We start from the raw sequence: 13,800 nt of genomic DNA, 5'->3' as shown, positions 1-13,800 counted from the left end.
GATATACATACACTTAATGGCGGGAAGGATCCCGCCATCTGCGCTATCAAAACAACGTATCCAGCTCTGCCAGTACGTTGTAGTCGTCATCAGTCAATAACAACGTTTTCCATTTGTCGAAGGTCAGGCACGGATGCGATGTACCAAACACCAGAATATCCCCCACCTGCACGTCGCTATTAGCTGACAGTTGCAACATACAGTGCTGATCCATAATGCCGACACTGCGAATAGCCTCAGGATTAAATGCCAGTGATTTGCCGTTGCGATAGTGGGCGACTGGTTGCGGCAGTCCGGCGTCGAAGGCGCAATCACGCTTACCAAAATTAACCACCGCACGATCGGCCTCTGGCACCGATTGCACCATGGCGACCAGTTCCAGTGCAGATGTGAGATCGCCAGCCAGATCGCAAGCCACAGGATCGCGGGCGATCAATTGCTGTTGCGCGATGTCGTAGATCCCGGTGTCGTGAGTGATGTAGCAGCCTGGGCGAATGACGATTCGGCAGTTAGTCGGTTTTTCTGCCGCCAGCCAGATATTGCACACCACGTCATACCAGACCGTGCCTGCTCCGGTGAGAATAAACTCGCCATCAACCAGACTCGCCATATCACAAGCCAGTTGTGCGGCATCCCGTAGCAGAGCTTCTACCTGCGGTTGTGGATCGTCACCGTGTAAAACACCTTCATATAACTCAAGCCCCCGCAGACGTAGCCCTGGTAATTGGGCTGCCTGCTTAGCCAGAGCCAGTGCGGCATCCGTTGAGCGGCAACCACAGCGCCCGCCGGGAACACCCAGCTCAATCATCACGTTCAGCGTCTGTTGCTGGCTGGCAAAAAAGGCAGACAAAGCGCGGGCGTTCTCAATGCTGTCGATACAGCAGATAAAATTGAACGTCGGGTAATGCCGTTGCAACTGGGCAATCAATTGCATATTCGCCTTGCCGACCAACTGGTTAACCATCAGCACTCGCTGAATACCGCTCGCCATTGCCGCACCAGCCTGCCACGCGCTACCGACACCTATTGCCCAGGCGCCAGCCGCCTGCTGCGCCTGAAAAATCCACGGCGTCATGGTGGTTTTACCGTGCGGTGCCAGTGAAACGCCGCGCGCGTCAGCGTAACGCTGCATCCACATAATGTTGTTCTCCAGGGCCTGCTTTTTAATGATCGCGGTAGGTAAACAAACACCTTCGGCAAGGATATTGGCGGGCATTTGCATCAGGGCAGATTTATGGGGAACCAGCGGCTCCGAGTGGTATTTCATAACATTCACCTTTTAAGTTTTTCACCGTATCGGATGTGAGTATCATTTTTAACTAAATGAAATATAAACGTTTAGTTTATTTATCTTATGATTTATGAATAAAAGTATCAGAAAATCATCTGGGTTTTGCGTAGTTTTCCACTGTTTTTCATCCTTGTAAATGGTTAACTTGTCACCATTGCAGAAATGGAGTGACGAACATGCAGGTTGACTGGTTATTCAAAAATGTGACGGTTATCGACGGCAGCGGCGGCCCTGAATTTCGCGGTGACGTGGCAATAACAGGTGATCGGATTGTTGATATTGCCCCTGCGCTTAACGTTACGGCGCAGCAGGTCATTGACGGTGAAGGACGGGTGCTGGCACCAGGGTTTATCGACGTTCATACCCATGACGATATCAACGTTATTCGTATCCCGGAATATCTGCCAAAAATCAGCCAGGGGATCACCACCGTGATTGTCGGCAACTGCGGGATCAGTGCAGCGTCGGCGAAAATGAAAGGCGAAGTCCCTGACCCGATGAATCTGTTGGGGGAAGCGGAGCACTTTATTTATCCCACCGTTGAAAGCTATGCCCAGGCAGTGGAAGCAGCCAGACCGTCACTGAACGTTGGCACACTGATTGGTCATACGGCGCTGCGTAATAATCATATGGACGACCTGTTTCGTCCGGCGACGGCAGATGAAATTGCCGCTATGCGTGCCGACTTACGTCTGGCGTTGAGTCAGGGGGCGCTGGGGTTAAGTTCCGGACTGGCCTATGCCACGGCATTTCAGGCGACTACCGAAGAAGTCATGGCGCTGGCGGAAGAATTAGCTGGTGAGAAGGGCGTTTATACCACTCATCTGCGTTCTGAATTCGAACCGATTCTGGATGCGCTGGATGAGGCGTTTCGTATTGGGCGTCATGGCAAAGTGCCTGTTGTGGTTTCCCACCATAAATGCGCTGGGGCGAAAAACTGGGGGCGGACAAAAGAAACGTTGGCTTTTTTTGACCAAATGCGTCAACACCAGGAAATTGGCTGCGATGTCTACCCTTACTCGGCCAGCTCTTCAACGCTGGATCTCAAACAAGTCACCGACGAATTCGATATTGTGATCACCTGGTCACAAACACATCCGCAGCAGGCCGGGAAAACACTGGCACAAATCGCCATCGACTGGCAGATGAGTATGCTGGAGGCTGCGAAGCTGCTAATGCCTGCCGGGGCTATCTATTACAACATGGACGAGCGCGACGTCCGCCGAGTATTGAGTTATCCGGTCAGTATGATTGGCTCTGACGGCCTGCCTAATGATCCCATGCCGCATCCGCGTTTATGGGGCGCTTTCCCTCGCGTGCTGGGTCACTATTGTCGTGATGAAGGCTTATTCCCGCTGACCACGGCTATCCACAAAATGACCGGGCTTTCTGCCAGCCGTTTTTGTCTACCCCAGCGTGGACTGGTGAAAGTCGGCTATTTTGCGGACCTGGTGTTGTTCGATCCGCAAACCATTCGTGATGTTGCCAGTTTTTCTGATCCCAAACGCCCGGCAGATGGCATTGAGGCGGTGATGGTAAATGGCGTTATGAGCTATGGTCGCGATAAACATATTACAGGCCGTGCGGGCCGTTTCCTGCGCCGCCAGACCTCACATTAAGGAGTGAATATGAGCATTAAACGTTACGGTACGGAAGGTGGAACAGGCACTGGCGGGCAGCATTTGCCGTTTGCCAGGGCGGTTGAGGCGGGCGGCTGGCTGTACGTCTCCGGGCAAACACCCATGAAAAATGGTGAAGTGGTAGAAGGCGGCATCGTTGAACAGTCACGACTGGCGATCCAAAACTGTGTCGACATCATGACTGAAGCCGGTTATAGCCTGGCGGATGTGGTTCACGTGAAAGTGATCCTGACCGACGCCCGCTATTTCCAGTCATTTAATAAAGTATTCAGAGAATTTTTTGGCGAGAATCCGCCTGCACGTATTTGTTGTGTGGCTGATCTGGTTGTCGATTGTAAAGTCGAAGTCGATGTGACCTGTTATAACGCGACCCGCTAATAAATTTAAGAATTAAAAAAACAGACCGCAATTGAGTGCTGAATACATTCAGCACTCCGGGAACTCTTACATTATTTTCTCTCTACTGGCAGGATGTGAATTATGAACAGTCATATCTTTTTAGTCGGCTTTATTATTTATGCCATCGCCATGATTTGGCTTGGTTGGTTTGTTTCTCGTAATCAGAAAAGCGGAGAAGATTTTCTGCTGGGCGGGCGTTCGCTGCCGCTGTTTCTGACGCTGGGTTCAACCGTTGCCACGATGGTTGGCACGGGTTCCAGTATGGGCGCAGTGGGCTTTGGCTACAGTAATGGCTGGGCCGGAATGCTTTATGGCGTCGGTGGGGCCGTAGGTATATTGCTGGTGGCGTGGCTGTTTGCTCCGGTACGTAAATTACGTTTTATGACCATGAGTGAAGAACTCTCTTATTATACTGGCGGGAGTCATTTAATTAAAAATATTGTCGGTCTGATGATATTTATTGCCTCTATTGGCTGGCTGGGCGCGCATATTTTAGGTGGCAGTATGTATCTTGCCTGGGCAACAGGTATTGATCTTACTGTAGCAAAATTAATTATCGCCTTAGCTTTTGCGATTTACGTTATTATCGGTGGTTATTCGGCGGTAGTGTGGACAGACACCATTCAGGCCTTAATTTTGTTCTTTGGCTTTATATTGATGGCTATTCTTGCCGTTGTTCACGTTGGCGGCTGGAGTGCGATTGAACAGGCGATGGACCCAAAAGCGATGAGCCTGTTTGCGATTGATAAAATGGGCGTACTGCCTGCGCTTTCGCTGGCGCTGGTTATTGGCGTTGGTGTACTGGCCACACCGTCTTATCGCCAGCGTATTTACTCGGGTAAAGATGTTCCCTCTGTACGCCGTTCGTTTGTTATTACTGGCGTGTTGTATCTGTTCTTCTCGATTCTGCCTGCCATTATCGGCATGGCGGCGTTCACCATGAACCCGAATCTGGAAAACAGTAACTATGCCTTCTTGTTCGCTACTAGTTTTCTGCCGCCATTGCTTGGCCTGGTGGTACTGATTGCCGGGCTTTCTGCCACCATGTCTTCTGCCAGCTCCGATGCCATCGCAGCGGTGGCGATTATGATGCGCGATGTCTACACCATGATTACCGGCAGAATGCCGCCGGAGAACAAGGCAATCACTTACTCACGCTGGATGCTGACCTTTGTTATTGGCCTCGCATTGGTCTTTGCTCTGACCTCTAACGATATCATCAGCTACATTACCAAAATGATTTCGATGCTGATGTCCGGGCTGTTTATCTGCTCGATTCTCGGTCGCTTCTGGCTACGCTTTAACTGGCAGGGTGCGCTGGCAGCGTTAGTGAGCGGTATGGTGATGTCAATTGTGGTGCTGATGAATGCCGACTGGCTGGCTTACTGGGGTAACCCGTGTATTCCGTCAGTGCTGGGAAGCCTGGTCGCTGGCGTACTGGTGACGCTGGTAACGCCAGCAAGCGAGATCAGCCGGGAAGAAGCTCTGGCTATTATCACCAATGAGCGTGAAAACCAGAGTGTCGTGATCACCAAACCTGAAGAGGCATAACCAATAGTGCTAATCGCCAAGTGGCTGGCGGTTAGCGCCACCCCGGTGGCTGTCTAATGCCAGTTTTATCCGCCGCAGGCGATCTTTCGCCTGCGCTTTATTTGCCATAGCCAGCTCTGTTGCCAGCACATCGATCATCGCGAGCATGGCGTAACGGGAAGGCGTGGGCTTAAAAATGTAATCACTTTCCTGAACCAGCAACGGCAATACCAGATCCACCTGTTCTGCCAGTGGTGTTTGTGCAGGCGTAATGGCGATAACTCGCGCGCCGTACTGACGGGCGATAGCGGCACTTTCGATGATTTCTGGCGTATAGCCGCCGAGTGAAAGAACTATCACCACATCCTGCGGCATCACGGCCGAGCACATCATTCTCATCATGAGTGAATCGTTCTGACTGACCACTGGCAATCCCAGACGGAACAGACGGTACTGGATCTCCTGCGAGCAGATGGTAGAACCGCCGCCCGTTCCCAAGGCAAGAATTTGCCGCGCCTGACTTAACCAACTGACCGCCTGACTGATGGCGTTCATATCCAGTGAGCGACGATGCGTTTCCAGCACGCTGATAATTGATTCGTAGATCCCCTGAACGCCGTCAAGATCCGGTACATCGAGAATAAACCGCTGCCCGATAGCCAGTGACTGCGCCAGTTTGACTTTCAGTTCACGGACATCTTTGCAACCCAATGCACGGGCAAAACGCGTCACCGACGCCTGGCTGGTTTGTGTTAACCGCGCCAGCTCGGCAATTGGCAGTTCCACGGCTGCGGAGACGTCATCAAGAATAAATTGTGCGATACGCTTTTCAGTGGCGGTTAACGCCATAAACCGTTCGGTAATGCAGGAGATGATATCGATGCTATAAGCCATGGGAGTATCACTGATTCAGTAAAAACTGGTACTTTGTACCATAAAAATTGCTCCAGAGTGTGACCCTCATAAAAAATGTAAGTACGCAGCGACAAAAAAACGCTCAACACCGCTCCAGATCATAAAGTTTTCTACCACCAGGCCGACAACCTGAGTATCAGGTCTGGAGGGAAGAGAAACCATGTTTAAACGTATTAAGATCGTGACCAGCTTATTGCTGGTTTTGGCCGTTTTTGGCCTTTTACAACTGACATCAGGCGGTTTGTTCTTTAATGCCTTAAAAAATGACAAAGAAAATTTCTCCGTTTTACAAACCATTCGTCAGCAGCAGTCCACGCTGAATGGCAGCTGGGTCGCGTTGTTGCAGACACGTAACACTCTCAACCGCGCGGGTATCCGCTACATGATGGATCAGAACAATATTGGCAGCGGTTCAACCGTCGCCGAGCTGATGCAGAGTGCCAGTATTTCGCTGAAGCAAGCGGAAAAAAACTGGGCGGACTACGAAGCGTTGCCGCGTGACCCGCGTCAGAGCACAGCCGCAGCAGCGGACATCAAACGTAATTACGATATTTACCACAATGCGCTGGCGGAGCTGATCCAGCTGTTAGGTGCAGGCAAAATCAATGAGTTTTTTGAGCAGCCGACTCAGGGATATCAGGACGGTTTCGAGAAGCTGTATATGGCTTATATGGAGCAAAACGATCGTCTCTACGATATTGCCGTCAGCGATAATAATGCTTCCTACAACCAGGCGATGTGGGTGCTGGTGGGCGTGTTGATCGTCGTGTTAGCCGTCATTGTGGCCGTCTGGTTTGGTATTAAAGCCTCGCTGGTAGCACCAATGAATCGCCTGATCGAAAGCATCTGTCATATTGCTGGAGGGGATTTGGTAAAACCCATTGAGGTGGATGGTTCTAACGAAGTAGGACAACTGGCTCAGAGTTTACGCCATATGCAAAGTGAACTGATGCGTACTGTCGGAGATGTACGTAACGGTGCTAATGCCATTTATAGCGGTGTCAGCGAAATTGCCACGGGTAATAACGATCTCTCATCACGTACTGAGCAGCAAGCGGCTTCACTGGAAGAGACGGCGGCCAGCATGGAGCAACTGACTGCAACGGTGAAACAGAACGCCGAGAACGCGCGTCAGGCCAGTCATCTGGCGTTAAGTGCATCTGAAACTGCGCAACGTGGCGGCAAGGTAGTGGATAACGTGGTGCAGACGATGCGCGATATCTCCACCAGTTCGCAGAAGATTGCCGATATTATCAGCGTTATCGATGGTATTGCCTTCCAGACCAACATTCTGGCTTTGAACGCAGCGGTAGAAGCGGCGCGCGCGGGTGAGCAAGGGCGTGGTTTTGCGGTAGTTGCGGGGGAAGTGCGTAACCTGGCGCAGCGTAGCGCCCAGGCGGCCCGTGAAATTAAAAGCCTGATTGAAGACTCCGTAAGTAAAGTGGATGTCGGATCTACGCAGGTCGAAAGTGCCGGGGAAACCATGACAGAGATTGTCAGCGCCGTAACACGCGTTACTGACATTATGGGAGAAATCGCTTCAGCCTCTGATGAGCAAAGCCGTGGCATTGATCAGGTTGGTTTAGCGGTTGTCGAAATGGATAGGGTAACGCAACAGAACGCCGCGTTAGTGGAAGAGTCTGCTGCCGCTGCCGCCGCGCTGGAAGAGCAGGCCAGCCGTCTGACCGAAGCCGTGGCGGTGTTCCGTATACAGCAAACGCAACAGCGTCAGCATGAAGCTTTACCAGTGGTAAACGCAGCGTTGCCGGTTGTTGTGCCGCGCAAAATTGCCGTCGCTGATAGCGGGGATAACTGGGAAACGTTTTAATCGCCATGAAAAATGCCCGATAAGCAAAATGCTATCGGGCATAGGGAGATTAATCTTTACGTGGGTCGTTGATCGGCTGACGAACCAGGAAGATGTACGCCAGCGCACCAGCCGCGGTGACGCAACCGCAGATGATGAGTGCCAGATGGAATGAGTGTGTGGTATCAACAATAAAACCGGTAATAATCGGCGCGAAAGAGGCGCAGATGAAGCTGGCAAAGTTCTGGATACTGCCCACCGACGCAGTCATGCGAGAAGCGACTGCGACGTGGATCAATCCCCAGCAGGATGTTCCGGCAAAGTGAATACAGAACAGTGCCATACCAATCAGCAGAACCGCCGTCATGGATGTTGTCGCTTGCGGTACTACCAGCGTAAAGGCGGCAGAACAGAACATCCCGGCAATAATGCAGATCTTCCGGCTCTTAATCGGAGCCATTCCCCCTTTGACCAGCCAGTCGGTAACGTAACCGTTGACCAGCATCCCGGCAGCCCCAAACAGGAAAGGGATAGCCGCCATCAACCCTGTGCTTTTTAAATCCAGGTTATAGGCTGTTTGCAGGTAACCAGGAAGCCAGGCCAGATACAGCCACGCAGTGTAGTTGATGCCACTGAATCCGAGCATCATTCCCCACATTGTGCGGTTACGGAACAGGCTGCGCCATTCGGCAGAACTGAGCGGATCTCGGCAGGCATTGACGCTACCAGCATTGAGATAAGCTTGTTCAACGGCAGTCAGTTCTACGTGCTCGCGGTTGCGATAGAGCATATACCAGCCGATGGCGAGAAAAATACCCAACACACCAATGGTAATAAACATCCCGCGCCAACCCATCACCAGCATCATCGCCGCCAGAATCGGTGGGCTTACGGCTACGCCAATGGTAGAAGCTGCGTTGAAGAAGCCCATCGGGCGTCCGCGCTCTTTGATGTTGAACCAGTCGTTAATGACTTTTACACCGCATGGGTTCATCGGCGCTTCACCAATCCCCATACCGATACGAACCAACACGAACTGCGTAAAGCTGTGCACCATGCCAGACATTGCCTGGAACAGTGACCAGAAGAACATCCCAAGGCCCAGCATTAGTCGCGGGCTTTTGCGATCCAATAGCGGGCCGCAAGGGAGTTGCGCAATCCCGTAAGCGAGTGAAAACACGGAGAGCAAAGCGCCGATCTCGGTGGCACTTAACCCCAGTTCTTCACGAATCGTTAAATTTGCTACCGACAGCGAACTGCGGTCGAGATAATTGATTACCGCCGCAAAAAATAATAATAACATGGCGGTGGTTTGAATGCGTTTAATTCTGGCGCTGCGTTGAACTAATCCATCTGGTGGCACGGGAATATCTGCCAACGAAGATGCAGTAAACGAAGAATGCGGATCGAGGTTGATATTTTCTTTTTCCACGCCGGACTCCTGTATTTATAATTTTAATTGGTTTGCGTAATTATGCATTACGCAAGGTTGATATTAATGGCAGGTTAAAGTTTTAGGACTTTACTGCCGCTCACAAAACATTTTTAGTCGACTGATTGTGAGCATAGGTAAGTGGAAATTTTCCGGTATTTATCTTTTAATAAAACCGTGCACTCGCTAATAGTTTGCTGTTTTTAATCCGTACTTAATGAGCATGATGTTTGTTCTCATTAATGGAGCGAATCATTGATTGTTTAGCTGAATTCAAATGGTTACGGAGCGCAAGGGTGGCATCCAGGTCACTGCGGCAAATCAAGGCGCTGAGAATGGTCATGTGCTCATCGACGGCAATGATATTACGCTGTTTAAGATCGCTTTCGTCCCATTGATAGTGAAAATGAAAGATGATTGAGATTATCTCAATCGATTGATCAAAAAAGATATTATCGGCAGCTGAAAGCAGTAAGGAGTGAAAATCTCTGTCCAGTTGGGAGAACATACGAAAGCTATTGCCGATGTTGTCTCGTAGTAGGCGATGACGTTCGAGCATGCTTTTCGCCTGCAGCCAGTGGGGATCATGATCAGGCAGGTCAAGAAAGTGCTCAAGTGAATGTGTTTCGAGCATTTCACGCAGTTCAAACAGCTGCTCGGCGTAGGGTTGATCGAATTGCTTCATGCACCACTGACCGCGTTTTTCGCTTTGAATAAGATTATACCGACCGAATTTTAAAAGGTATTCCCTCACTACCACCGGGCTGACACCCGCGGCTCGCGCCAGTTGCAGTTCAGAAAAAGTTTCCCCAGGGCGTAACTGGCGCTGGTTTATCATAGTGAAAAAAGCCTGTTCAAACATTTTGTTTTGCTCACTCATTGAAGCGATAGTGCAGGCGAAACCGTCATCGTAGTCAGGTTTGCGCGTAATAACATGGTCATTTCCGACCTGTGTCAGGACGCCGCATTCGCGTAAGTGGCTGAGAATATGCCGCACTGTGGTGCGACTGATGTTGTACATTTCCGCCAGCGCGCTTTGCGATGGAAGTGGTGAAGGGACATGACCACGCGCCATATCATCAATGACCTGGTTAATCACATTGTGGCGTAAATTTTGCGAACGACTCATATTTTCTCCTTGTGAGTCCATTAAAACCATATTTAAAACATTTTTATGTGTGTGTTTTCACAAAATAGATTTTCTGTTTTGCTGTCATTTTTAATTTTCATTGATATCTATTGCAACAAAGAATGGAGAACAGAATCATGTCTACGATGAAATTTTTAATTTGTCAGCAGCCGAAAGAATTAATCTGGAAACAACGCGAGATACCTATTCCGGGTGACAACGAAGCATTAATTAAAATTAAAGCCGTCGGAATTTGTGGTACCGATATTCATGCCTGGAGGGGGAATCAACCATTTTTTAGTTATCCACGCGTTTTAGGCCATGAAATATGTGGGGAGATTGTTGGATTGGGAAAAAATATTGCTGATCTTATAAATGGACAGCAAGTTGCGGTAATTCCGTATATTTCTTGTCAGGAATGCCCGGCGTGTAAAAGCGGTCGCACCAATTGCTGTGAAAAAATTTCGGTCATTGGCGTGCATCAGGATGGCGGTTTTAGTGAGTATTTGAGCGTGCCGGTGGCGAACATTTTGCCTGCGGATGGTATTGATCCGCAGGCGGCAGCGTTGATTGAACCTTTCGCTATTAGCGCTCATGCGGTTCGTCGCGCAGCAATTGCGCCAGGTGAGCAGGTGCTGGTGGTCGGGGCGGGACCAATTGGTCTGGGCGCGGCAGCAATCGCTAAAGCCGATGGCGCACAGGTGGTGGTGGCGGATACCAGTCCGGCGCGGCGTGAGCATGTGGCAACGCGTCTGGAGTTACCCGTGCTGGACCCGTCAGCCGAGGATTTTGACGCGCAGCTGCGAGCGCAGTTTGGTGGTTCGCTGGCGCAGAAAGTGATCGACGCGACAGGTAATCAACATGCGATGAATAACGCCGTTAATCTGATTCGTCATGGCGGCACGGTGGTATTTGTCGGTCTGTTTAAAGGCGAGTTGCAGTTCTCCGATCCGGAATTCCATAAAAAAGAAACGACGATGATGGGTAGCCGAAATGCCACGCCGGAAGATTTCGCGAAAGTCGGGCGGCTGATGGCGGAAGGGAAAATTACTGCCGACATGATGTTAACCCATCGCTATCCATTCGCCACGCTGGCAGAAATCTATGAGCGCGATGTGATTAACAATCGTGAGTTGATTAAGGGCGTGATTACTTTCTGATAATGCGAGTTGCCATGCAGCGCCCGGGGAAATGTTGGGCGCTGTTTTTTCTGTTTCTTAATAATGTGTTGTAGGTCGGAGAAGGCGTGTAGGTCGCACCTTATGCGACCTACAAATCAGTCAGGAATTATCCTTCACGCGCCACCACTTTAATTTCCACCATGCCAATGCCGAGCTTACGCGGCGAGTGTCCGAGGATATTCCCTTCGTTGGTTGAGACAGGTTCTGGCGGAACAATTACCAGCGTGTCGGCATCGGTTGGGTTCTCGAAATGCAGCGTGGTGGTGGTCACTTCATTGTCCAGCATGATGGTTTGTTCTTCGTTGCCTACGCGGACCGGAATGGGACGGCTGGCGTTATTACCATATGCTTTGGCGGTAATCACCAGGTCAAATTTCTTCGGCAGCGGATGCTTGTACTCGATTTTTACTTCATCGCCCAGCTGCGCGTTGGACCAGCGGCCCCACGACTCCGGACGGGAAATCCCGCTAAACTGTTTCACTTCTTCCGGTGCACCCGCGACGTTAAAAATGAAACTGTCGGCTTTGTAGCGAATATCGTTATCGACAATCTTCAGCGTATCGACATTGCCTTTGTAGCGTTCCATATCGATGACGGTATCTTTAAATGTGGTTTTGCCCTTCCACGTCGTTTTATCAACATGTTGAACAATTTGCTGACCACCAAGCTGCCCCTGGGAAACACACCAGTCAGTGGAGAGAGCCAACTCTGGCGCCCATAGCTGCGCCATCTTGTAGCAGCGATCAACCCAGACGAAATTGTCGCGCGGAGCGAAATCGGCCAACTGGAAACGAAGTGGTGCAGAATATTCGCTTTCTGGCAGTGGTTCCACACGTTTATCCGACACGCGTAACAGCAGCGGCAGACGGAAATGGGTACCCGAGAAGGCGATCATGTTTTTATTCTGATCGATGGTGAACTCTTTCATCTCGGTGGGGAATTTCCACAGACGAATGATATCGGGCTTCCACGCCAGCACTTTCTCTTTAATGTTGAGGAACACTTCCGACATGGATTGACCAGAGAGGCTACTACGCCCAAGGCCGATAAAGTTATCGCCACCAAGAATATCCAGCACTGTAGCGCCGTTATCCATGGTGTTGCGCTTCACCGCCAGCGTCTCTTGCTGTGGCTTATCGCCACGGATGACGAAAAACAGGTTGTTACGATCCTGTTTATTAAGGTATTTCCACGCCGTGTTGTTCATCGCTAAATGGTCAGATGAGACGACGATGACGGTATCTTTAAACCACGGTGACGCTTTGATTTTATTGATAAACGTCGCGATGTTCTCCTGGCTGCAACTTACCGCGCTGAATGATTGATTCGGCTTACCGTCAAAATCATATTTTTTGCGGTTGCAGGTGCGAGAGATAAAACCATCCGGGTGATGGGTATCGACCGTCAGAGTAAACAGTGAGAATCGCTGACCAGAGCGGGAAAGCTCTTCAAACTTTTTCCACGCTTCATCCAGCACGGTATCGTCGTAGAATCCCCAGTCGTTGCGATAATGCGGATCCGCCACCACACTTTTCAGCTCTTCTGCACCATACAAATGGTCGAAACCGTGTGATTTCAGGAACACATCTTTACCCGCAAAACGCAGGTTAGCCCCTTGCACAAAATAGTTCTGATAACCGGAGTTTTTCAGGATATCGCCAAGACAGATGTTCTGCGGGAAGAAGCTGGAAACCGAGGCAGAGGCGTTACCTTCAAACGGGGCAAACAGTGGAATCCCGCACTGAGACGCCACCATGCCCGCGATAGTGTAATCCGTTCCTGGCAGTTGTTGAGTATGACTGAAATCCAGCCCTTCATTTTTCAGTGCGCCCAGTTCGGGAGTGAGGTCTGGAAAAGCGTCGTTATCAAAATAGGTCCGCTCCAGACTCTCACCATAGATATAAACCAGGTTAAGTTTGGGGGCAGGGATGGTTTTCGACGGTTCTTTATAATAAGCCGCAAAGTCAGGATCGCCGTCGCGTGACTGGGATTTTACCAGCTCCGTTATCTGGCGAAACGCCGGGCTGGCGTCCACAGAACCCAGCGCCAGTAAGAGCGCCAGCAGGCTGTAGCCAAAATGGTGAGGATGATGACGGCGTCGGCGTAGGATCCAGCCCAGCGCGCCGAAAACTACCGCCAGTGCCAGCACGATACCAACTCCCGGCAGGATATATTTGCTGACGCCAGCACCGGTCAGGCTGTTAGTTAAGGTATAGAGCACCGCGTCGTTAATGCCGTCGCCAGTAAAATAGTCACTGGCAAACAGGGTAATGTTTAAAACGACAAATAACCCCAGTACCGTTAACGTGGCGGCAAACCACCAGGTGTTACGTCCCGCTTTCCATGCGTAGATCAGCACAGAGGCGAGAAATAGGGCGAAAGAGAATAGTTCTGACAACGGGCGATCCTCACTAAAACAGGCCGGTTAGCCGATGTTTAAGATTTTTTGAGAAACACAATGTAATGGTGCTGCCAT

At 50.5% G+C, this 13,800-nt stretch carries 10 protein-coding genes; 5 read left to right on the top strand and 5 right to left on the bottom strand.

The window, feature by feature from the left end; all coding sequences use genetic code 11:
* Positions 1-46 precede the first annotated feature (46 nt).
* Positions 47-1,267 carry an amino acid deaminase gene (locus tag D9597_RS04275; protein ID WP_130221699.1) on the bottom strand — a complete coding sequence of 407 codons (1,221 nt, stop codon included), beginning with the start codon at positions 1,265-1,267 and terminating at the stop codon, positions 47-49.
* A gap of 200 nt (positions 1,268-1,467) precedes the next feature.
* Here D9597_RS04275 and D9597_RS04270 point away from each other — a divergent pair, with 200 nt between their 5' ends.
* The 3 genes from D9597_RS04270 (at position 1,468) to D9597_RS04260 (ending at position 4,881) form a co-directional block, all read left to right on the top strand.
* Positions 1,468-2,910 (top strand): D-aminoacylase, encoded by a 1,443-nt coding sequence (locus D9597_RS04270; RefSeq protein ID WP_130221698.1) that lies wholly within the window; start codon positions 1,468-1,470, stop codon positions 2,908-2,910.
* A 9-nt stretch (positions 2,911-2,919) separates the two neighbouring features.
* Positions 2,920-3,309, top strand: a complete 390-nt coding sequence (locus D9597_RS04265; RefSeq protein WP_000023754.1) for a RidA family protein — start codon at positions 2,920-2,922, stop codon at positions 3,307-3,309.
* Between the two features lie 102 nt (positions 3,310-3,411).
* A complete protein-coding gene (locus D9597_RS04260; protein ID WP_130216571.1) occupies positions 3,412-4,881 on the top strand; it encodes a sodium:solute symporter family protein in 1,470 nt (489 codons plus the stop codon).
* Positions 4,882-4,890: 9 nt separating this feature from the next.
* On the opposite strand, the gene D9597_RS04255 is transcribed toward D9597_RS04260, so the two are convergent.
* Complete coding sequence (locus tag D9597_RS04255) at positions 4,891-5,754, bottom strand: MurR/RpiR family transcriptional regulator (RefSeq protein WP_064530245.1); 864 nt, start codon at positions 5,752-5,754, stop codon at positions 4,891-4,893.
* Between the two features lie 181 nt (positions 5,755-5,935).
* Between D9597_RS04255 and tsr the strand changes: the two genes are divergently transcribed.
* A complete protein-coding gene (gene tsr, locus D9597_RS04250) occupies positions 5,936-7,603 on the top strand; it encodes a methyl-accepting chemotaxis protein (protein ID WP_130221697.1) in 1,668 nt (555 codons plus the stop codon).
* A gap of 49 nt (positions 7,604-7,652) precedes the next feature.
* On the opposite strand, the gene D9597_RS04245 is transcribed toward tsr, so the two are convergent.
* Together D9597_RS04245 and D9597_RS04240 are read right to left on the bottom strand one after the other, a co-directional pair.
* Positions 7,653-9,014, bottom strand: a complete 1,362-nt coding sequence (locus D9597_RS04245; protein ID WP_130221696.1) for an MFS transporter — start codon at positions 9,012-9,014, stop codon at positions 7,653-7,655.
* A 214-nt stretch (positions 9,015-9,228) separates the two neighbouring features.
* Entirely contained in the window at positions 9,229-10,143 is a 915-nt protein-coding gene (locus D9597_RS04240; protein ID WP_130221803.1) for a GntR family transcriptional regulator, read from the bottom strand.
* A 137-nt stretch (positions 10,144-10,280) separates the two neighbouring features.
* Between D9597_RS04240 and lgoD the strand changes: the two genes are divergently transcribed.
* Positions 10,281-11,303, top strand: a complete 1,023-nt coding sequence (lgoD, locus tag D9597_RS04235; RefSeq protein WP_130221695.1) for an L-galactonate oxidoreductase — start codon at positions 10,281-10,283, stop codon at positions 11,301-11,303.
* A 127-nt stretch (positions 11,304-11,430) separates the two neighbouring features.
* On the opposite strand, the gene opgB is transcribed toward lgoD, so the two are convergent.
* On the bottom strand, positions 11,431-13,722 hold the full coding sequence (gene opgB / locus D9597_RS04230) for a phosphatidylglycerol--membrane-oligosaccharide glycerophosphotransferase (protein WP_130221694.1): 2,292 nt from the start codon (positions 13,720-13,722) through the stop codon (positions 11,431-11,433).
* Positions 13,723-13,800 lie beyond the last annotated feature (78 nt).

Source organism: Escherichia sp. E13S3 (assembly GCF_004212325.1).
Classification (GTDB): domain Bacteria; phylum Pseudomonadota; class Gammaproteobacteria; order Enterobacterales; family Enterobacteriaceae; genus Escherichia.
Note: the sequence above shows the minus strand (reverse complement) of the source record. Positions and strands in the feature narration are given on the sequence as shown.